This is a genomic window from uncultured Phyllobacterium sp., from assembly GCF_902479695.1.
Lineage (GTDB): Bacteria > Pseudomonadota > Alphaproteobacteria > Rhizobiales > Rhizobiaceae > Phyllobacterium > Phyllobacterium calauticae.
Genome location: NZ_CABSQF010000030.1, coordinates 1 through 19,667, shown reverse-complemented (window position 1 = coordinate 19,667; position 19,667 = coordinate 1). Strand labels below are relative to the sequence as shown.

The window sequence follows — 19,667 nt, the reverse complement described above, 5'->3', positions numbered from 1 at the left end:
TGGCAGTCTGCCTGCCAACACCATGGTCTCTCCGGTTCCGGTCAAAATAGTCGGGAACTACGGCATCTGCCGTATTGATGGGATGAACGGCGCACATTACGGGTGATGGTTGCGTCGGGAATGGTGTGGGGCGAGGGGAACAATGCCGAGATCGAATTGGCCGGAGGGGTTAGTCCCCCACCGGCAGGTATGTGGTGCGCGCCCAACACTATTGGCGGCATGGCTGTTCTTCGTCTGTTTGGCCGTATTCTGGCCTGCCCTGTCGCAGGCCCAGACAGCGCCGATTGCAATTCCCGTGAGTGTCACCGTCGGCTATGGCAGCGCTGCCAATCCTGTAATACTCGGTATTGGCGGCGGCGCGGCGATATCAGTGGCGATCGCAAGCGCTCCAGCCCATGGGACTGCGACAGCATCCGGAATGTCGATCACCTACACACCGGCAAGCGGCTATACCGGACCTGACAGTTTCACCTATACCGCCACCAACCTGGATGGAACGTCGGCTCCAGCCACGGTTACCGTGACGGTCTCACCACCAACAATGACGTTGAGTCCGGCAGGGTCGCTGCCGGATGCCAGTTCTGGTTCCGTTTACAGCCAAACATTCTCTGCCGGTGGTGGCACAGCCCCCTATACCTTTTCGATCGCGGCTGGCTCACTTCCCAATGGCATGACACTCAACGCTGCGACGGGAGCCCTAACGGGAACGCCAACCGTCAGCGGTACTTTCCCTTTCAGCGTGCGGGCGACGGATAGCAGCACGGGCCCCGGCGCGCCGTTCTCTGTAACGAATAGTTACATCCTTGTTGTCAGACCCGCTGGCATCATCAGCCTGGCGCCTTCAACCTTTCCCAGCGGCAAAGGCGGCGTCAACTATTTGCAGACAATGACGGCGTCAGGTGGGACCGCACCCTATTCGTTTGCGATCACATCCGGGAGCTTGCCAAACGGCATGACGTTAAGTAGTGCGGGCGTTTTGTCTGGTGCACCGGATGCGGCTGGGACGTACAATTTCACTGTAACCGCCACCGACAGTCAGAGTTTCACCCTTCAGGCCTATATGTTGGTAATCAATCAGGCCGCGCCGGTTGCGGTCAACGATGCCGCCGCAACCTTGGCCAACCAAGCCGTCACCATTCCCGTGACTGTCAACGATGGCGGTATAATAACCTCCATTGCCGTCACCAGCGCGCCTTCCCATGGCGCGGTGGCCGTGAACGGTCTTAACGCCGTGTATACCCCGGCCGCAAATTTCTTCGGCACCGATACTTTCACCTACAGCGCCACCGGGCCCGGCGGCACCTCCGCCCCGGCGACGGTCACCATTACCGTATCGCCGCTGGCTGTCCCGGTCGCCGCTGCGCATAGCGCTGCAACGATGGCTGGAAATGCCGCCACCATTGACACGGCGGCGGGCGCCACCGGCGGCCCCTTCACAGGCGCGGCCATTGTTACCCCTCCGGCTTTTGGCAGTGCGACCGTGTCGGGCACCAATATCATCTACACGCCGCCAGCCGGGGCGTCAGGCGCGGTCAGCATTGGCTATACCCTGAGCAACGTGTTCGGAACGTCGCCGCCAGCCACGATCACGCTGACGGTCAATCCGCTGCCGGTGGCGGCGGCCCATTCCGTCACCACAAGGGCGGGAACGCCGGTGATGGTAAAGCTGACAGAAGGCGCAACCGGCGGTCCGTTTACCGCGGCAGCCATGGTGTCGCTCAGTCCATCGGGGTCAGGCACCGCAACCATTCGCGACAGCGGCGACGGCGGCAGCCGGGCTTTCCAGCTGGATTTTACGCCCGCCGCCACGTTCAGCGGTGTCGCTACTGTCAGATATACCCTTGGCAATGCCTTCACCACATCGGCGCCCGCCAATGTTACCATTACGGTGATGGCAAGGGCCGACCCATCAAAGGACGTGGAAGTCATCGGTATCGTCAACGCCCAGGCGGAAGGCGCGCGCCGGTTTGCCGATGCCCAGCTGTCGAATTATGGCGACCGGTTGCGCCAGCTGCGCCGGGGCGGCGGCAACGAGTCCAGCCAGGGCATCAGCCTGAACACGCCACGCAGTGACGACGGGGCAAAGGATCGGCGCGACCCGGCTGACGCAACGCCGCTCGGGTTTTTCACCGAGCCGAGACGGACCCGGCCTGCCGAGCCATTCAACAGAGTGGTCGCGGAAAAGCCCGTTCCATCCCGCTTCGGCGTCTGGACGGCCGGTCAGGTCGACATTGGCGACACATCCGGCAAATCCTCCGGATCGGCCCGAGATTTTACAACCTCCGGTGTGAGTGCCGGGCTGGATTACCGTTTCAACGAACGGTTGACCGCCGGTATCGGCCTTGGTTACGGCGGGGACAGGACGGATATCGGCAGCAATGGTACGCGCAGCGAAGGTGAAAGCTGGAGCATCGGAACCTATGCCAGCTGGCGGCCGATCAGGAACACCTATCTTGAAGCCGTGCTCGGCTATGGCGCGCTTTCCTTCGACAGCAAGCGCTATCTGACGGAAGATGGCGGTTTCGCCAATGGTTCCCGCGATGGGCAGCAGGTGTTCGGCAGCGTGAAGGCCGGTTATGAAATAAGCCGGGATGCCCTCTACTTCACCCCCTATGTCGGGATGGACGCATCCTGGACGAAACTCGATGCCTTCAACGAAAGGGATGGCGGATCGAACAGCCTGCGCTTCGGCAACCAGACGGTGAATTCACTCGTTGCCGTCGTGGGTTTTGAGACGGATTATACCTATCGTTTCACCGGCTACACGTTCACGCCGAACCTGAAAGCCGAATGGCGCTACGACATGGCGAATGCGAGCGACATTGACCTGAATTATATCGATTGGTCCGGCGGCCCGCTGTTCAGCCTCAAGGGGGATGGCACGGTTCGCAACGCAGTCCGACTGGGCCTGGGTTTCGACGTGGTCCTCGACCAGGGGCTGAATCTCGGCCTTGCCTACAACACCACGCTTGGAGAAGGCGGCGCCATTCGTCATGGCTTCAATGCAAAGGCCGGCCTGAGGTTCTAGAGCCTTTCCTGCTTAAATAGAAACAGAACTGTTTCTATTTAAGCAGGAAAGGCTCTAGGCGTCGTCACTCCGTGCAGCTTGCGCTGGCTGGTTCCTTCTCAAAATTAAACCGCAATTCGATTTAGGGTAGATCGCACCGCATCACTCTAAAGGAATTGTTCTGATGTTCAGCGCCGCAAAATACGCACTTCTCGCATGTTTTCTCGTGTTGAATGCTCCCGCCAATGCATCGCAATCCGCCGTTGCGCTCGTATATCGCGGGCCTGCCGGTTGTGATGATTGTTCATCGGCGGCCGCCGAAGCCCTGAGGAACAGCACCTTCCATTTTGATGTTAAATTCATCGGCCCCAATGAGCAGCTGAAGCTTGTGCCATCCAGTTTCATTGGAGCTTCCTTATATGTACAACCCGGCGGCGGACAGGACATTGACGGCGCAAGGAGAAGCCTGGGCAAGGCGGGCATCCAGGCCGTCCGGGATTTTGTATCCAAAGGCGGCCGGTATTTTGGAATTTGCATGGGCGCGTATCTCGGTACGGATTTGGGCTTTGACATCGTCGAAGGAGAAACGGATTCCGAGGTCGGGAGGCCGGGGTTTTCCGTGTCCGATATCGGCGATCACGTGGTGCCGGTTCAATGGGCAGGGGCGTCATTGTGGACATATTTTCAGGATGGTCCGCATCTGCCCAGAAATCATGCGAATTCAGGTTTCCGGGAACTTGCCCATTATCAAAATGGCGATCTGGCGGCCGCTCGTTACGCATTTGGCAAAGGCAGCGCGACTTTGGTCGGGCCGCACCCTGAAGCGCCCCAGAAATGGTATGATCATTACGGTCTGCACAATCCTGATGGTGTGAACTCCAGGCTGATCCAAGGATTGCTGAACGCGGCGATGGCAGAATGAGGCTCCGGGGATCAGACCCGTCATCATCCGCGTGGATGCCGCTGGCAATACCAGAACAATAGCGGTCATCCCCGGGCGGAAAGAGGGGGAAAGTCCGGGGCGTCGCGGATCAGGTCAAAAACTCGGGCCGCTGTTGGTCGTCCACTCCGCATCGGGTACACCATCGGTAAAGCCGCGTTGCGCAACCACGAACGTGATGTCGGACTCCAGGACAAAGGGCGTCGTTTCATAATAGGCGGTTGCGATGCAATCTTTTTCGGCGCGTGTCAGCCCGCGGCTGGTGATGACGTCGACGTTGTATTCGTTCTCGTCGGTGGGTGCCAGTTTTACTTTATAATGACAGTCACGTGGAATATGGATCCTGATTACTTCGATGCCAAAGGGCCATCTGACCTTCACGGAATCACCGCGATCATAGTATTGATCGGTTGTGATCTCGTTCGACGATGCTGAAGATGATGACTTGTGCTTTGTCATTTGCTTTTTTCCTCCAATATCCCGGAAGTATCCAACAACTGTTACACAAGGAAATCAAGGTGACGACGATGTCCCTACTTCGGTCGCACAGGCGTCTGCAAGCGGCGGAGTGCACACCTGCCAGCAGGAGAAACAAAGCCAGATAAGAATGGTTGGATCGGGGCCATCCCGGCCCTGTGCCGACGAAGCATGCAAGGCCCGGCGCTTTGCCGCCTGAGCCTGCTATTGCAGGTGTTCTTCGGACTCGCGCTGCGAATAGGCCAGGATCGCCTTGCCGATCAAGGAGGTCTCCTCGACGATGCAGTCGGCATAGATGGCCGCACGCACGCGGTGAACCGCCTTGTCCTGCGGCGCGGCCGCCACGGCAAATTCGATCAGGTGTGCGGCCACACGCGCCTGGCCCGCGGCCCGCAGCGCCGCGGCTCGTTGCGTCACGTTTTCGACGCCGCCTGCAAGGTGCGCGATTTCCCGGCCGAGGTCCCGGTCAGCCGCCGGCTTGAGATGCGCGGGGTTTCCGTCAAACCAGCCGGCATAAAGATGCCAGACGCTGCGCACGACAAAGGCGGGATCATCGTATTTCGGCAGAAGATAGGGTTTGGCGAGAAGCTCCGAGGGCGCCTGGACACTCTGCAGGATTGAATTCAGCGTGTCTCCCCTGTTCATCCGCTCAAGTGTCTGGCGGACAAGGCTCTCCAGGGCACTGGCAGCGTCATCCAGCATCTGCGCCACGCGCGCGGCGCCCGTAACGACCGGTCCATGGCCGGGAACCAGGATGTGGGGTTCGAGCGCATGCATGTTTCGCAGCGTTGACGCCCAATCCTGCGGATATCGCTGCACCTTGCGTGGATTGCCGGCATTCGGGAACACCCAAATGACAAAATCACCGCTGACCAGAATTTTCTTCTGCGGCAGCCAGACAAAGGTTGCATCGTCCGTTTCGCCGCGCCCGTGCGTCAGTTCCATGCGCAGGCCGCCGATATCGAGGCTGAGCCGATCGTCATAAACGTCATCGGGGCGCCGGTGCTCGCCGGGGAAGACATAGCCGGCTTTGTTGAACTGGCGTCCCATGACGAGACTGTTCAGATCCTGCGACTGGTCATAGCGTGCGAAGCGCTGCAAGACGTTGCGGTGTGCAACGATCCGCGGGCGGGCAACACCGTTGGCGTCGGCCTCCTCGTCCAGGAGGCGGGCACCCCAGGTATGGTCGATGTGGCCGTGGGTATAGATGACCGTGTGGACCGGGCTGCTGTCCCAGCGGCGGATGACGTCGAGCGTTTCCCGCGCGGTCTCCCGGCCGCCCGTGTCGATGAGCACCAGCCCGGCGCCGGTGCGGATTGCCGTGACGTTGCCGACGACGTAATGCGTGGAGACAACAATCATCTCGTCGCAGACGGCCTGCGCGGAACCGCCGGCAACGGCTGCGCTCCATTCTTCCATGGCCGCTTCACCGCGCCATAATCTCTCGAAAAGGCGGTTCATGTCTGTGTCATGCATGGAATGGATCCTTCAGCGCGATGGTCCCGCATACAACAGGCCTCCTGACAGCTTCATGTCAGGAGGCATTGTCCTTCCGCGCGGGTCAAGAGCTACCCGGATGTCTCCAGCATGTTTCGCGCTTTGCGCTATTGGTGGCCGAAATACGCATTCGCGACGGTTTCGGCATCTCCATCCATCTTGACCTTGCCATGCTCGAGCCAGACGATACGGCTGCAATTGGCGAGGAGCAACTGTCTGGAGTGGCTGGCGATGATCAGGATCTTGGTCTTGTTGACGAGGTCGTGCAGGCGCTCATTGGCCTTGTTCTGAAAGCTTTCGTCGCCCGCTGCCAGCCATTCGTCCATGATCAGGATTTCCGGCTGGATGACGGTTGAGATCGAAAAGGCCAGGCGCAGCTGCATGCCGGTCGAATAGGTCCTGACCGGCATGTCGAGGAAGTTGCCGAGCTCGGAGAATTCTTCGATCTCCGCCTGTTTGGCGGCCATCTCGCGCTTGGAAAAGCCGAGCAGCGCGCCGCGGATACGGATGTTTTCCCGCCCCGTGGCTTCCGCATCGATGCCCAGCGAGATGTTGATCAGCGAGGTGCATTTGCCGTTGATGGCGATGCGCCCGCCGGAGGGATAGTACACGCCGCTCATCACGCGCAAGAGCGTGGTTTTCCCCGAGCCGTTGTGCCCGATCAGGCCGAGCCGTTCGCCGTCGTTCAGGCTCAGGCTGATCGATTCCAGGCCGCGGATGATCACATGGCCTTCGGCGTTCGAGCCGATGGTGCCGCCCGTCGCCAGACTCATGACCTGGTTCTTGAGGGACCGGCTTTTCGCATTGTAGATCGGAAAATCCACAGTGACGTTATCGAGTATCATAGAAGTCATGTTGGCCTTCGCAGGAAAATGGTGGGCGTGCCGAAAGGGTTTAGAGCCAATAGGTGATGCGCGAGCGGTAGCGGTTGAGGAAGAGCAGGGCGATGACCCATCCGATGATGGCCATGCCGGCGACCACGCCCCAATTGAGCGCGGTGCCCGTCTGCCCGAGCAGCGGCTCGCGGACCACGCTGATGAGATGATAGAACGGGTTGAGATCCAGCATCAGCATGGATTTGTCCGCCGGCAGCTGGTGCGGCTGCCACATGATGGGCGTCACATACATGCCGACCTGCATGACGTTCTGGATGATCTGCGTCAGGTCGCGGTAGCGCGTGCACACCACCGCCAGCACCACCATCATCCACAGAAGGTTGAGCGAGACGAGAACGAACGCCGGGAAGACCAGCAGGGCGGTCCATCCCATGAACTTGCCGAACAGCAGCAGCACGATGGGGAAAATGACGATGTTGTGGAACAGGATGATCGAGTTGCGCCACCAGGTGCGCAGGATATAGGTGAAGAACGGCAGCGGCAATTGCAGCATCGTCTCGGTATTGGAGATGAAACTGAGGCAGCCCTCGTTGATCAGCTGCGAAAAATACCCCCACATGATGAGGCCGACGCAGATGAAGGGCAGGAACTCGGACATGGGCGAGCGGAAAATGGTGCCGAATATCAGGCCCAGGGCGCCGATGAGCACGCCCATGTTGATGGTCAGCCAGAAGGCGCCCACGCTGGAGCGCCGGTAGCGCTGCGCCACGTCCTGCCAGCCCAGAAGCGCGGCGAGATGAAAATTGTTCACGGCAGCCGTGATATCTTCCCATGCGGTGATTTTCTGCGAATTCGCTATGGTCATGTCGACGCGCGTCTTTCCTTACAATGCGGGCTTTAGCATGCGGGCAAGGCCCTGCCGGACCTGCCTATACACCGGTTGTCAGAACAATTCCAAGCCGCATCGTATTTCATCAACACGGTAGAAGCGCGGTAGCATGACGATGGAGCGAACAAAACCGGCTCCGGACAGGAGATTTGCGGTGATCGCCTAATGCAGCGGTTTGACCAAAAAGAGGCACGGATGACCTTCCGCCCACAATGTGGGGAAGATTTCCGCCTTGAGAAAACCGTTGCGGTCATAGAAGGCGCGTGTGCTGTCGAGATGCGGTTCATGCCGACCGCGCGGCGCCAGCGTCTTGACCGTCAGCAGGGAACAGCCGGACTGGCGCGCATGGGCTTCGGCGGCCTGGAGGAGGGAACGGCCGATCCCCCGGCCATGGAATTCCCGGCGTGTGGCGATCACAAGGATTTCCGCCGCCGCTGGCGGGTGGTATTTGAGCGCGATGAAGCCGGTGCAGGTTCCGCTGTCCGTATGGGCGAGAACGGGCAGCCCCGTCACCAGATCGGCGCAGGCGGCAATGCCGTCCGGTTCCTCGAACCATTCCGGCAGGCCGCTCATGATGTCGGCGCACAGAGCGCTCTTGTTGTCAGGGCAGGTGATTTCACTGATCATCGGGACGATCTCTCCGCTGTTGGTTGCATCCATGCGAAACATGGCATGAAAAATTTTCATCCAGGATGTAGACGCGGCGCGGCGGAGCGGATTTAGGGAATTTCTTTGCGATCAAGCGGTTGTGAATGCCGGTACGCTTTGCACTGAAATCGCAAGGCCGGACGGGCTGCGATGCGCATCTGACGAATCCGCACCACTTTAAGTCGCGTGGGAGAAACCCGTCGAGAAAAGCCCGTTGTAGGATCACCCAAAACAACGGGAACCCAGACCATTGTCCTCACATGCCGATCCGCTTCTGCAACCCTATCAGCTGAAACATCTGCGCCTGAAAAACCGTCTGATGTCGACCAGCCACGAGCCGGCCTATTCGGAAGACGGAATGCCGAAGACGCGCTACCGGCTCTATCATGCGGAGAAGGCCAAGGGCGGCATCGCCCTGACGATGACGGCGGGATCGGCGGTCGTGTCGCGCGAGTCGCCGCCGGCCTTCGGCAATCTTCATGCCTATAAGGACGAGATCGTGCCCTGGCTGCGCGAACTTGCCGACGATTGTCATGAACACGGTGCCGCCGTGATGATCCAGCTGACCCATCTCGGCCGCCGCACCAGCTGGAACAAGGCGGACTGGCTGCCCGTGGTTTCCGCCTCGCCGGTGCGCGAGCCCGCCCACCGGGCCTTTCCGAAAGAAGCGGAAGACTGGGATATCGAGAGGATCATTGCCGACTATGCATCGGCGGCGCAGCGCATGCAGGCGGCCGGGCTCGACGGCATCGAGTTCGAGGCCTATGGCCACCTGATGGACGGGTTCTGGTCGCCCGCCACCAACCGGCGCGACGATGAATATGGCGGCTCGCTCGACAATCGCCTGCGCTTCACCTGGGCGGTGATCGACGCCGTGCGCCGGTCCGTCGGCCCGGACTTCATCGTCGGCATCCGCATGGTGGCCGACGAGGACTGGGAGCAGGGCCTGTCGCGGCAGGAGGGCGTCGAGATTGCCCGGCGCATTGCGGCATCCGGCAAATTCGACTTCCTCAACATCATTCGCGGCCATATCGATACGGATGCGGCGCTCAACGAGGTCATTCCGGTGCAGGGCATGCGCTCGTCGCCGCATCTGGATTTTGCCGGGGATGTCAGGCAGGAAACAAAATTTCCGGTCTTCCATGCGGCGCGCATCGCCGATGTGGCCACGGCGCGCCATGCCATTGCCGAGGGCAAGCTCGACATGGTCGGCATGACCCGCGCCCATATCGCCGACCCGCATATCGTGCGGAAAATCGAGGCAGGCGAGGAGCATCGCATCCGCCCCTGCGTCGGCGCAACCTACTGTCTTGACCGCATCTATGAGGGCGGCGAGGCCCTGTGCATCCACAATGCGGCGACCGGCCGCGAAGGCACCATGCCGCACGCCATCGCCAAAGCGGCAACCAGCCGGACGGTCGTTGTCGTCGGGGCAGGGCCTGCCGGACTGGAGGCGGCGCGTGTTGCGGCGGAAGGCGGACATAGTGTCACCGTGCTGGAGGCTTCGGACCATGCGGGCGGGCAGGTGCGCCTTGCCGCGCAGAACCCGCGGCGCAAGGAGATGATCGGCATTGTCGACTGGCGGCTCGAGGAGCTGCAGCGGCTGGGTGTTTCCCTGCGCTACAATGTCTGGGCCGAATCCGGCGATGTGCTTGGGCTTTCGCCCGATGTGGTGGTGATCGCCACGGGAGGGTTGCCGCAAAATCCGCCCCTGGCGGCGGGCGATGATCTGGTCACCTCGAGCTGGGATATCCTGGCGGGCGCGGTGAAGCCGGGTGAAACGGTGCTGCTCTATGACGACAATGGCGGCCATCAGGGCATGAGCGCGGCGGAGATGATCGCACGCGCCGGTTCAAAGCTCGAACTCGTCAGCCCGGAACGGTTTTTCGCGCCGGAGATGGGCGGTATGAACCACGTGCCCTATATGCGCGCGTTCCACGAGCACGGCGTGCGGGTGACCATCAACACGCGGCTGATGAGCGTGACCCGCAACGGCAACCAGCTTGTCGCGACACTGGGCTCGGATTTCGATCCGGATTATCGCGAGGAACGGCTGGTGGATCAGGTGGTGGTCGAGCACGGCACCTTGCCGATCGATGATCTCTACCGCGAGTTGAAGCCGCTGTCGCGCAATGGCGGTGCGGTGGATTACGGCAATCTGGTCAATGGCGGCGCCATTTTCCCGCAGCGGCTGGCGGAGGGGCAATTCGATCTGTTGCGGATCGGCGATGCGGTGCATGCCCGCAATATCCATGCCGCCATCTATGACGGGCTGCGTTACGCCATCCGGTTTTGACGGCGGCATGCGTGATACGCCAACTATCTCCCCCAATGAGGGGGGAGATAGTCACTGCGATCCATTTCAAGTTTACTTCAGCGAAGCCTTGACCTTCGTTGCCACGTCGGCGCTGACCCATTTGGTCCAGATGTCCTCGTGGTTCTTGAGGAAGTATTTTGCGCCGTCTTCGCCGGTTGCCTGATTATCGGTCATCCAGGCGAGCAGTTCGTTGACGGTCTTGTTGGACCATGACCGCGCCTTCAGATAGTCCATGACCGGGCCGGACTTTTCGCTGAACTTCTTGGTGACGACCGTATCCACTTCGGCCAGTTCCCAGGCGTTCTTTTTCGGGTCGGCGCAATCGGCCACGGTGTTGCAGCGCTTCCATTCCGCCGCGTTGAAAGGTGCGCCGTGATCAAGCCTGACCATCTGGTACTTGCCGAGGAGGGCGGTAGGTTCCCAGTAGTAACCGACCCAGCCCTGCTTGCGTTCATAGGCCTTGGCGAGCGACCCATCGAGGCCGGCAGCCGACCCGGTGTCAACCAGGGTAAAGCCCTTCTTCTCCGCGTCATAGGCCTTGAAGAACTGTGCGGTCGCCAGCGTGCCGCCCCAGCCGGGAGGACCATTGAACACAGCGCCCTTGGAAGCGTCTTCCGGCGCCGGGAACAGTTCGGGATGTTTCAGCGCATCGTCGATGGTCTTGATGTCGGGGTGGGCATCGGCGATGTATTTTGGAATCCACCAGCCCTGAACGCCGCCGTCCGACAGCGATTTTCCGGTATAGACGAGCTTGCCGTCGGCAACGGCTTTGTCGAGAATATCGCGCATGAAATCGACCCAGCCTTCGGGAGCGATGTCCGGCTGGCCCTTTTCGGTCATCGATGTCAGGGTCGGAATGGTGTCGCCCTGCACGATGTCGGCATTGCAGCCATAGCCCTTGTTGAGAATGATCTTGTCGAGATTGGCGAGAACCTCCGCCGATTGCCAGTTCATGCTGGCAATGGTCACGTCACCGCACTCGGCTGCCGATGCCGCGCCCGCGGCACCCATCAGGGCAAAGGCCATGACGCTGCTCATCAATAGTGTCTTCATGTGAGAACCCCTTTTGTTGGTTTTATGGTGTTGGTGGTGGAGATGGCCGCTCGCAGCAGCACCGGACGCAGGGACTGCACCCGGCCTGTACAAAGCCGATAGGAGAAAGGCTGGACCATGGCTGAAACGATAACCCTGCATGGGGTGCCCGAGAAGCCCGAACGCGCCACATGCTTTGTTCTCAGCGACATGGTCAGCCAACAACCTTGCCGGGGTTCATGATGCCGTTCGGATCGATCGTCCGCTTGATCGTCCGCATCAGGGAAAGTTTCACCGGGTCTGCCAGCGCCTGCAGTTCCGGCATTTTTTCCAGGCCGATTCCATGCTCGGCGGAGAAGGAGCCGCCCATCTGCCGCAGGTTGGCATAGATGATATCCTTGACCGCATCCTTGTGCGGGTTCTCGTCTTCGCCCGCCACGCAGATATGCAGGTTGCCGTCGCCCAGATGACCGAAGGCAAAGCCTCTGACATCGGCGCCAAGCGCCGCGACGCCCCTGTCGAACTGCCTGAGATAGGCATCCAGATGCTGCAGCGGCACCGAGATGTCGAACCAGTAGCCATGCGGATAGGCACGGGTGATGACATTGCTGTCTTCCCTGATGTTCCAGATATCGTTTCGCTCCTTGCCGCTCTGGGCAATGATGGCATCGAGCACCAGTTCGTTTTCGATGGCAGCGCCAAGCGCCTCTTCCAGCGCTGTTTGTGCGGCTTGCTGGTCAAGGCCTTCGGTTTCGACAATGAGATAGACCGGCGCTGCGGTGAATGCGGCGAGCGATGCGGGACCAAGAGCTTCGACGGCAAGGCTAAAGTAGTTCTGCGCCATGAATTCGGTGCGCAGCAGACGCAGCGCGCGATCCTGCCGGAGCGTCTGGAACAGCGACACCGCCGTTGCGGCGGACGGGCAGGCGACAAGCGCGGTGGCAGTAAACCGGTCGACCGGCGCCAGTGCGAGGACGGCGCGGGTGACGATGCCGAGCGTGCCTTCCGCGCCGATGAAGAGCTGCTTCAGGTCATATCCCTCATTGCTCTTGGTCACTTCGGCGAGATCGCTCATGACGGAGCCGTCGGGCAGGACCACTTCGAGTCCCAGCACGCGCTGGCGCATGACGCCGAGCCGGAATGCCTCCATGCCGCCCGCATTGGTGGAAATCATGCCGCCAATGGTGGCACTGCCGCGCGAGGGGATGTCGATGCCGGTGGTGAGGCCGACCTTGGCGGCCTCCTCCTGCAGGGCCTGCAGGGTGACGCCGCTTTCGACGATGGCGGTTCCCGCCGCCGCTTGCACAGATTCGATCCGGTTGAGCGCAGCCAGCGACAGAATGATTTCGTCCCTCTGCGTGACGGCGCCGCCGGCAAGGCCGGTGCGCCCGCCATGCGGGACAATGGCGATCCGGTTGTCGTTGCAGAATTTGACGATGGCGCAGACCTGTTCGACATTCCGGGGGATGATCATCAGCCCCGCATCGAGATTGTGCGGATCGGAGCCCGGATGAATGGCCCGCAAGGCGTCACCCGTCTTGATTCCGCCCGCGCCGGTTATCGCCTCAAGCGCCGCTACACTATGGTCTGCAATCATTTTGTCTCCGATGTCCCGCGCCGTTCGATAAAAATCCTCAGGGCGAGGATGACCGCGGTGACGATGATCAGAAGCACGGAAATGGCTGCGATGGCAGGATCAATATTGTCGCGCAGGCCCATCCACATCAGGCGCGGCAGGGTAATGGCATTGACGCTGGTGATGAACAGGGTGACGCCGATCTCCTCCCAGGACAGCACGAAGGACAGCAGCGCCGCCGTGGCGATCCCGAATTTGATGTTGGGGATGATGATGCGGAAGGCGCGGGTGGTCAGATCAGCGCCAAGACCGCGCGCCGCAAGATCGATGCGCCGGTCCACCTGGAACAGCGCGACAAGGACGAGAACCACGGCAAAGGGCGTGATCATGACCGCATGGGCCAGCGCCACGCCGATCCACGTGTCATAGCCGATGAAGCTGTTGAAGGCGGAAAGCGTCGTCATGAGGAAATACAGCGTCATGGCCGACACGACGGGCGGGACGATCAGCGGCAGCAGCACGAAGCCGATGAGCAGCGCGGAAAAACGCGGCTGGAACATCCAGATGCCGAGGCCGAACAGCGTGGCCAGCACCGTGGCGATGGCGCTGGAAAGAATGCCGATGCGCAGGCTGAGCAGCACGCTCTGCCCCCATGCCGGATTGTCGATGAGGGCCTGATAATGCCGCAGCGACAGCGTGCCCGTCGGCATCGACAGAAACCGTTGCGGCGTGAACGATACGGGCACCACGGCCAGAAGCGGCATCAGCAGGAACAGCGCGACAGCGGTGGCAATGATCAGGAGGACGGGACCGGGACGGGATGATTGCATGGGTCAGCCCACCAGATGCGCGGGTTTGATGAAGCGCCGCATCAGCGTAAGCAGGATGCCGATGAACAGCACCAGCACCACGCTGATCGCCGCACCGAGCCCCCAGTCGGGGCTCTGGAAGATCCGGAGATACACCAGCTCGGCCACCATGACGCTGCGGCCGCCGCCGAGAATGGCCGGGGTGACGAAGAAGCCGAGGGCGAAGACGAAGACGATCAGCGCCGCGCCGATCAGGCCGCCATAGGTCAGCGGCACGAAGACGCTCCAGAAGATGCGGCTGCGCGATGCGCCCATGCCGCGCGCCGCCAGAAGCACGCGCTCGTCAATGGCGCGCATGGCCGAGGCAATGGGAAAGACCGCGAAGGGAATAAGAAAATGCGTCATGCCGACGATGACGCCGAACTCGTTGCGGGCAAGCGCCAGCGGTTCGCTGATGATACCGGCCGCCTGCAGCCAGGTGTTGATCAGGCCGCGATTGGAGAGAAGCGCCAGCCAGCCGAAGGCGCGGGTCAGCACGGAAATCCAGAAGGGCACGAGAATGCAGAATTCCGCCAGCATGCGCTGGGTTGGTGTTCCGCGCACCCAGACATAGGCGATGGCATAGGCCATCACGAGCACGGCGGCGGTCACGATCAGGCAGATGCGCAGCGTGCGGATGAACACGGACTGGACGAGCGGATCGGTAAGCACGGCGCGATATTGCCCCAGACCCGGTTCGGGCAGGGTGACGCTCCATCTGACGACACCGAGAAACGGCACCACATAGGCAAGCCCGAGAAACAGCAGCAGCGGCGCAAGCAGCAGGATTGTTCGTGATGTCGCCGACTTTCCCATTCAAAATCCCTGTTGCTGTCAAAATGCGGCCGGTGATCTCCCCCGCAGAGGGAAGATCACCAAGCCTTGCTCAAGCCGAGATGACTTTCGTGTATTCGTCGAAAGCCGAGGCATAGTGTTCGGCATACCATTCCATGTTCAGCGGGATCTGCTTGGCCATATTGGCCGGATCGACGCAGTTGACCCGCTTCTTGTCGGCTGGAATGAGCGCATCGGTGGCCGGATTGGCCGGGCCCTGTCCGAGCAGTTCGAACATCTGCAGCTGGCGTTCCGGCGTCTGCGCGCTGGCGATGAACTTCATCGCATTGTCCTTGCCGCCGGGATTGTTTTTCATCACGGCCAGGGCGCCGGGTGAAATCAGGCCCTGATCCCAGACGAATTTGATATTGCCGCCGGAATCCTTTTCGAGCAGTTGCGCGCGGGTCGACCAGATCAGCGCCATGGAGGCTTCGCCGTCCATGAGCACGGACTGGCTCTCGGCGCCACCGCCCCAATAGGCCACAACGTTTTCCTTGAAGGCGGCGATCTTGTCATGGGCGCGTTTCAGGTCGAGCGGGTAGAGTTTTTCCGGCGCCACGCCATCGGCCATCAGCGCCGCTTCCCACATCGCCGAGCCCCATTTGTAGAGGGAGCGCTTGCCGGGGAATTTCTTCACATCGAAAAAGTCGGCCATCCCCGTTGGAACGTGATCGCCGAATTTCGACGAGTCGTAGGCGATGATGTAGGAGAAGAAATAGGTCGATGCCGCATGATCCCAGCCGAAGCCGGGGCGCATCTTTTTCCTGTCGACAATGGCGTAGTCGATGGGCTCAAGCATGCCCTGCTTGCCGAGGGTAATGCCGGAGAAGGGATCGATGTCCATCAGGTCCCAGCTGGGCTTGCCGCTCTTGAACTGGGCGGTGATGGCGCCTTCCGTCGGGCCGGAACCGTCCATCTTGACGGCAATGCCGCTCTCCTTGGTGAAGGGCTGGCCATAGGCCTTGTCATAGGCGGTCATGGCATCGCCGCCCCAGTTGACCAGCACCAGGTCTTTCGCCTGTGCCAGTGCCCGGTTCGAGCGCATGAGGGCCGGCGCACCCGCCAGCAGCATCGCGGCCATCTGGGTGAAACGGCGGCGGCTGATTTCGCCGCGTTCCACCTTTTCAGCCAGTATTTCCAGGCAGTCTTTTTGAAATGCGTGATCCATTGTGTTCCCCTAGGATTGTTATTGTCACATTCCGTATGTCCGGCCCTGTGGCCGTATGCGTGGTTCTAGGTCTGGTACGGCAGTAAAAACCCCTGTTCTATGGGCCAGGACACCCAGACATCGGCGCGGTGCGCAAAGGGCGGCGTTGCAACCGTCGGCATCGACACCGCGATCGATGCACCGGTGCGGGTTTTCAGGTGATAGCGGGTGACGGCGCCGAGATAGGTCGCATCCTCGACCCGGCAGGCGATGGCATTGTGCCCCGCGTTGTTCGGCGCTGCCGCGATGGTCATATGTTCGGGGCGCACGGCGGCGACGGCTTTTGGCCCAATCTGCGGTTTGGTCCGGGCAAGCACGATCGTCCTGTCCTCGAACTGCCCGGCCGCCCTGTCGCCGTCGAGGCGCAGCGCATCGAGCGGCAGAAGGTTGATCTCGCCGAGAAACTCCGCGACGAAGCGATTGGCCGGCCGTTCATAGACGTCCTGCGGGCGTCCGACCTGCAAAAGCTCGCCATGGTTGAAAATTGCCACGCGGGAGGACAGGGCGAGGGCCTCCGACTGGTCATGCGTGACGAAGACGAAGGTCGTGCCGGTTTCCTGATGCAGGCGTTTGACTTCCTCCTGCATCATCTCGCGCAGATTCTTGTCGAGGGCGGAGAAGGGCTCATCCAGCAGCAGCACCGAGGGCTCGAAAGCCAGTGCCCGGGCAAGAGCAACCCGCTGCTGCTGGCCGCCGGAGAGTTTTGTCGGCAGCTTTTTCTCGTGCCCGATGAGGCCGACCCGTTCGACCATCTCGCCGACGCGGCGCTTGATATCGGCGGCGGAGCGACCGCGCACCTTGAGCGGGAAAGCAATATTCTGTTCAACCGTCAGGTGCGGGAACAGGGCATAACCCTGGAACACCATGCCGTAGGAGCGGTCTTCGGCCGGCACATCGGTGATATCCCGGCCATCCATCATCAGGCGGCCTTCGCTCGGCGCGGTAAAGCCGGCGAGAATCATCAGGAACGTGGTCTTGCCCGACCCGGAAGGACCGAGAAGCGTGAGAAACTCGCCGCGTCCGATGTCGAGCGACAAATCCTTCAGCGCACGGAATGCACCAAACGTCTTGCCAATGGAAACAGCCTTGATCTCGGCGGCTTTCGCATCGCCCAGTTGCATGCGTTGAGGCATTGATTGACCTCTTTCCCCTTCTTTTCGGGAAAGCCTAGGCACAATCTCCGGTGACGACAATTGAAATATATTGCCGCGATACGTGAATGAAATTCACGCCAGCATGAGCAGATGTTATTCCTGACCTCATGCGTTGCGCGTTTGCGACAGGCGCGATTTCAGCCATTCCGTGAACGCCAGCTGGGCCGGATGCTCGATCTTGGCGAAATCCGTGACGAGAAAATACGATTTTGGCGACTTGATGCTGAGGTCGAACGGACGGATGAGTTGACCTGCCTTCATGGCCTTGCGGCAGGTGAGCTCATCGCCCATGGCAACGCCCTGCGCCGTGATGGCGGCGGAGTAGACAAGGTTCATGTCGGAAAAGATGATGCCACGTTCCGAATCCGGGTTCTCGACATTGGCCAGCGCCATCCAGCGGGTCCAGTCCTCGAAATCGCCCAGATGCAGCAGCGGCGCGCGCAACAGGTCTCTTGGCTCGGCAATGCCGCCGATCTTGTTGAGCAGCACCGGGCTGCACAGCGGCGTGAATTCCACTTCGCACAGCAGTTCCACCGCGCGGTTCGGCCAGTTGCCGTCGCCGAAGGCTATAAAAATATCGACAGTGGAATCAGTCACGTCGTCGAGCTTGCGCGGCGTGACGATGCGCAGCGCGACATCGGGATCACAGACATGCTGAAGCGCGTCAAGCAGCAGGCCGCAGCGTGCCGCATCGAATCCGCTGGCGGAGAGCTGGCGGAACAGTGAACGGGCTTCGTCGAGATTCTGCAGGCCTGCGTGGATGAGTTCGCGTGCGCTGGTGTCAAAGGTTCCCGGAACAGTCATAACCTACAATTTTACAAGAAACCGTGCCTCCTCGGCCGCGATGACACGGCCGTGTCGTGGCCGGATGGACATAATGGCGGTATGCAACTGTCATCCGCAGAACTGATCGTAACCATCGTCTTCGCCATCGTCGGCTTGCTGATGGGCTTTGTTTCCGGTGCCATGCCGCTGCAGCCGCAGAGGATGACGCCTGCGCAGGCGACCGCGCAGAAGGTGCTCGGCTTCGCCATCGTCGCGGTCGTCGTCGCGCTTGCCCTGGCCTCCATGAACGTCGCCATGTGGACGACGCTCATCGCCGTGGCTCTGGGCATCGCTATCGCCAACGTTCCGGTGATTCGCCGGGCCGTGACCACGCGGATCGCGTGGTTCGCGCCCAAACCCGACTTCAGGCGTAGCAAGCGTCGCCGTCGCTGACGGCAGATACGCGGCGTGCTGTTGCCGGCCGCGCATTCTCATATGGTTGGGGCCAGACAGCCGCATGACTGTCTGGCCCCAACCATTTTGCCGTAATCGGCTGTCTGCCGGGAGTATCATTCCACGGTGAACAGCGGCTCCACGTTGTGCCATATGCGGCGTGTGGTGGCGGGATGATTCATCGAATACAGGTGCACGCCGTCGACGCCGTGGGCCACGAGGTCCGCGATCTGGTCGGAGGCGTAGATGATGCCGGCCGCGCGCAGGTTCTGGATGTCGTCTCCCCAGCGGTCGAGCAGCGCTTCGAGCTTAGCCGGTATGCGCGAGGCATTGACCTTCGCCATGCGCCGCACCGACTTGCCGCCGCGCACGGGCATGATGCCCGCCTCGATCGGCACGTCGATGCCGGCCGCATGAGCCTTGTCGAGGAAACGGTAGAAGTCGTCGTTGTCGTAGAACAGCTGGGAGATCAGATGCGTGACACCGGCGTCCACCTTGATTTTCAGGTTCTCGATGTCCTCGTCGAGCGAGGCGGCCGAATAGTGGCCTTCAGGATAGCAGGCGCCGAACACCTTGAGGCCGGGCTTGCGGTCGTGGATGTAGGCCGCGAGGTCGCTGGCGTGGTTGAAGCGGCCGACCGGCTCCTCGCCGTCGATGTAGTCGCCGCGCAGGGCGAGCACGGCGGAGACGCCTGCCGCCTCGAACATGTCGAGCGCCTCGTCGATCTTCGCCTCATCCGAGTACAGGGCGGTCAGATGCGCCACGGCGGGGATGCCGTATTCCCCGTGGATCGTGTTGGCGATGCGCGCGGTGGCGGTGCGGTCCGAATGCGTGCCGTGCCCGTAGGTGACCGAGATGAAGTCGGGGTTCAGGCCTTCGAGTCCGTCAAGCGTGTCGTAGATGGTCCCGACGGGGGCGTCCCGCTTGGGAGGGAACACCTCCAGCGAAAACATGGGTGTGTGCATATCAGGTTCCTTACTACAAGTATGAAGTTGCCCCCGCCGGCGGGGCTGTCCGGCCGATGCCGGACTGGGGGTGGTCGGGTCATGCTCCACCACCCCCAGTCGCCTACGGCGACAGCCCCCGCCAGCAGGGGCCTATAGGGTCCTACTTCGTGATCTTGGCGCGAACCGCCTTGGCGGCGGCGACCAGGTTCTCCAGGCTCGGCCAGGTCTCGGCGTTACCAC

The 19,667-nt window shown here is 61.1% G+C and carries 17 protein-coding genes; 4 read left to right on the top strand and 13 right to left on the bottom strand.

All coding sequences use genetic code 11. The features are described 5' to 3' along the window. The first annotated feature begins 142 nt into the window (after positions 1-142). On the top strand, positions 143-3,028 hold the full coding sequence (locus RDL77_RS17280; RefSeq protein WP_288193909.1) for an autotransporter domain-containing protein: 2,886 nt from the start codon (positions 143-145) through the stop codon (positions 3,026-3,028). A gap of 163 nt (positions 3,029-3,191) precedes the next feature. Then, positions 3,192-3,929: a BPL-N domain-containing protein gene (locus tag RDL77_RS17275; protein ID WP_223615093.1), complete on the top strand. Its 738-nt coding sequence runs from the start codon at positions 3,192-3,194 to the stop codon at positions 3,927-3,929. A gap of 114 nt (positions 3,930-4,043) precedes the next feature. On the opposite strand, the gene RDL77_RS17270 is transcribed toward RDL77_RS17275, so the two are convergent. The 5 genes from RDL77_RS17270 to RDL77_RS17250 all read right to left on the bottom strand — a co-directional run bounded on the left by RDL77_RS17270 (position 4,044) and on the right by RDL77_RS17250 (position 8,273). Further along, positions 4,044-4,406, bottom strand: coding sequence for a hypothetical protein (locus RDL77_RS17270; RefSeq protein ID WP_223615092.1), 363 nt, complete (start codon positions 4,404-4,406; stop codon positions 4,044-4,046). A gap of 222 nt (positions 4,407-4,628) precedes the next feature. After that, on the bottom strand, positions 4,629-5,900 hold the full coding sequence (locus RDL77_RS17265; RefSeq protein ID WP_288193905.1) for an alkyl sulfatase dimerization domain-containing protein: 1,272 nt from the start codon (positions 5,898-5,900) through the stop codon (positions 4,629-4,631). A 128-nt stretch (positions 5,901-6,028) separates the two neighbouring features. Further along, a complete protein-coding gene (locus RDL77_RS17260) occupies positions 6,029-6,775 on the bottom strand; it encodes an ABC transporter ATP-binding protein (RefSeq protein ID WP_223615090.1) in 747 nt (248 codons plus the stop codon). Positions 6,776-6,815: 40 nt separating this feature from the next. Beyond that, positions 6,816-7,622 carry an ABC transporter permease gene (locus RDL77_RS17255; RefSeq protein ID WP_223615089.1) on the bottom strand — a complete coding sequence of 269 codons (807 nt, stop codon included), beginning with the start codon at positions 7,620-7,622 and terminating at the stop codon, positions 6,816-6,818. Between the two features lie 186 nt (positions 7,623-7,808). Further along, positions 7,809-8,273 carry an N-acetyltransferase gene (locus tag RDL77_RS17250; protein WP_288193904.1) on the bottom strand — a complete coding sequence of 155 codons (465 nt, stop codon included), beginning with the start codon at positions 8,271-8,273 and terminating at the stop codon, positions 7,809-7,811. 271 nt (positions 8,274-8,544) lie between these two features. Between RDL77_RS17250 and RDL77_RS17245 the strand changes: the two genes are divergently transcribed. Continuing rightward, positions 8,545-10,590 carry an NADH:flavin oxidoreductase gene (locus RDL77_RS17245; protein ID WP_223615086.1) on the top strand — a complete coding sequence of 682 codons (2,046 nt, stop codon included), beginning with the start codon at positions 8,545-8,547 and terminating at the stop codon, positions 10,588-10,590. Positions 10,591-10,662: 72 nt separating this feature from the next. Here the strand turns inward: RDL77_RS17245 and RDL77_RS17240 are convergent, their stop codons facing one another. The 7 genes from RDL77_RS17240 to RDL77_RS17210 all read right to left on the bottom strand — a co-directional run bounded on the left by RDL77_RS17240 (position 10,663) and on the right by RDL77_RS17210 (position 18,066). Further along, on the bottom strand, positions 10,663-11,664 hold the full coding sequence (locus tag RDL77_RS17240; protein WP_223615085.1) for an ABC transporter substrate-binding protein: 1,002 nt from the start codon (positions 11,662-11,664) through the stop codon (positions 10,663-10,665). Between the two features lie 193 nt (positions 11,665-11,857). After that, positions 11,858-13,240, bottom strand: a complete 1,383-nt coding sequence (locus tag RDL77_RS17235; RefSeq protein ID WP_288193903.1) for an FAD-binding oxidoreductase — start codon at positions 13,238-13,240, stop codon at positions 11,858-11,860. Continuing rightward, the gene (locus RDL77_RS17230; RefSeq protein WP_288193901.1) at positions 13,237-14,049 is read right to left on the bottom strand and encodes an ABC transporter permease; all 813 of its coding nucleotides are present in this window, start codon (positions 14,047-14,049) and stop codon (positions 13,237-13,239) included. The genes RDL77_RS17235 and RDL77_RS17230 overlap by 4 nt, the downstream gene beginning before the upstream one ends. A gap of 3 nt (positions 14,050-14,052) precedes the next feature. Continuing rightward, positions 14,053-14,883 carry an ABC transporter permease gene (locus tag RDL77_RS17225; RefSeq protein ID WP_288193900.1) on the bottom strand — a complete coding sequence of 277 codons (831 nt, stop codon included), beginning with the start codon at positions 14,881-14,883 and terminating at the stop codon, positions 14,053-14,055. A gap of 70 nt (positions 14,884-14,953) precedes the next feature. Further along, positions 14,954-16,069 (bottom strand): ABC transporter substrate-binding protein, encoded by a 1,116-nt coding sequence (locus tag RDL77_RS17220; RefSeq protein WP_223615081.1) that lies wholly within the window; start codon positions 16,067-16,069, stop codon positions 14,954-14,956. A gap of 65 nt (positions 16,070-16,134) precedes the next feature. Beyond that, positions 16,135-17,241 carry an ABC transporter ATP-binding protein gene (locus tag RDL77_RS17215; RefSeq protein ID WP_288193898.1) on the bottom strand — a complete coding sequence of 369 codons (1,107 nt, stop codon included), beginning with the start codon at positions 17,239-17,241 and terminating at the stop codon, positions 16,135-16,137. A gap of 126 nt (positions 17,242-17,367) precedes the next feature. Further along, positions 17,368-18,066: a LysR substrate-binding domain-containing protein gene (locus tag RDL77_RS17210; RefSeq protein ID WP_288193896.1), complete on the bottom strand. Its 699-nt coding sequence runs from the start codon at positions 18,064-18,066 to the stop codon at positions 17,368-17,370. 81 nt (positions 18,067-18,147) lie between these two features. Between RDL77_RS17210 and RDL77_RS17205 the strand changes: the two genes are divergently transcribed. Then, positions 18,148-18,480 carry a hypothetical protein gene (locus tag RDL77_RS17205; RefSeq protein WP_151909861.1) on the top strand — a complete coding sequence of 111 codons (333 nt, stop codon included), beginning with the start codon at positions 18,148-18,150 and terminating at the stop codon, positions 18,478-18,480. A gap of 116 nt (positions 18,481-18,596) precedes the next feature. Here RDL77_RS17205 and metF read toward each other — a convergent pair whose 3' ends face one another. Further along, a complete protein-coding gene (gene metF, locus RDL77_RS17200) occupies positions 18,597-19,445 on the bottom strand; it encodes a methylenetetrahydrofolate reductase [NAD(P)H] (RefSeq protein ID WP_288193892.1) in 849 nt (282 codons plus the stop codon). Positions 19,446-19,667: the final 222 nt, after the last annotated feature.

What these genes read in the sequence shown, in the direction of transcription:
- RDL77_RS17280 (WP_288193909.1), top strand. Translation starts at nt 143, where the DNA reads ATGCCGAGATCGAATTGGCCGGAGGGGTTAGTCCCCCACCGGCAGGTA.
- RDL77_RS17275 (WP_223615093.1), top strand. Translation starts at nt 3,192, where the DNA reads ATGTTCAGCGCCGCAAAATACGCACTTCTCGCATGTTTTCTCGTGTTG.
- RDL77_RS17270 (WP_223615092.1), bottom strand. Translation starts at nt 4,406, where the DNA reads ATGACAAAGCACAAGTCATCATCTTCAGCATCGTCGAACGAGATCACA.
- RDL77_RS17265 (WP_288193905.1), bottom strand. Translation starts at nt 5,900, where the DNA reads ATGCATGACACAGACATGAACCGCCTTTTCGAGAGATTATGGCGCGGT.
- RDL77_RS17260 (WP_223615090.1), bottom strand. Translation starts at nt 6,775, where the DNA reads ATGACTTCTATGATACTCGATAACGTCACTGTGGATTTTCCGATCTAC.
- RDL77_RS17255 (WP_223615089.1), bottom strand. Translation starts at nt 7,622, where the DNA reads ATGACCATAGCGAATTCGCAGAAAATCACCGCATGGGAAGATATCACG.
- RDL77_RS17250 (WP_288193904.1), bottom strand. Translation starts at nt 8,273, where the DNA reads ATGATCAGTGAAATCACCTGCCCTGACAACAAGAGCGCTCTGTGCGCC.
- RDL77_RS17240 (WP_223615085.1), bottom strand. Translation starts at nt 11,664, where the DNA reads ATGAAGACACTATTGATGAGCAGCGTCATGGCCTTTGCCCTGATGGGT.
- RDL77_RS17235 (WP_288193903.1), bottom strand. Translation starts at nt 13,240, where the DNA reads ATGATTGCAGACCATAGTGTAGCGGCGCTTGAGGCGATAACCGGCGCG.
- RDL77_RS17230 (WP_288193901.1), bottom strand. Translation starts at nt 14,049, where the DNA reads ATGCAATCATCCCGTCCCGGTCCCGTCCTCCTGATCATTGCCACCGCT.
- RDL77_RS17225 (WP_288193900.1), bottom strand. Translation starts at nt 14,883, where the DNA reads ATGGGAAAGTCGGCGACATCACGAACAATCCTGCTGCTTGCGCCGCTG.
- RDL77_RS17220 (WP_223615081.1), bottom strand. Translation starts at nt 16,069, where the DNA reads ATGGATCACGCATTTCAAAAAGACTGCCTGGAAATACTGGCTGAAAAG.
- RDL77_RS17215 (WP_288193898.1), bottom strand. Translation starts at nt 17,241, where the DNA reads ATGCCTCAACGCATGCAACTGGGCGATGCGAAAGCCGCCGAGATCAAG.
- RDL77_RS17210 (WP_288193896.1), bottom strand. Translation starts at nt 18,066, where the DNA reads ATGACTGTTCCGGGAACCTTTGACACCAGCGCACGCGAACTCATCCAC.
- RDL77_RS17205 (WP_151909861.1), top strand. Translation starts at nt 18,148, where the DNA reads ATGCAACTGTCATCCGCAGAACTGATCGTAACCATCGTCTTCGCCATC.
- metF (WP_288193892.1), bottom strand. Translation starts at nt 19,445, where the DNA reads ATGCACACACCCATGTTTTCGCTGGAGGTGTTCCCTCCCAAGCGGGAC.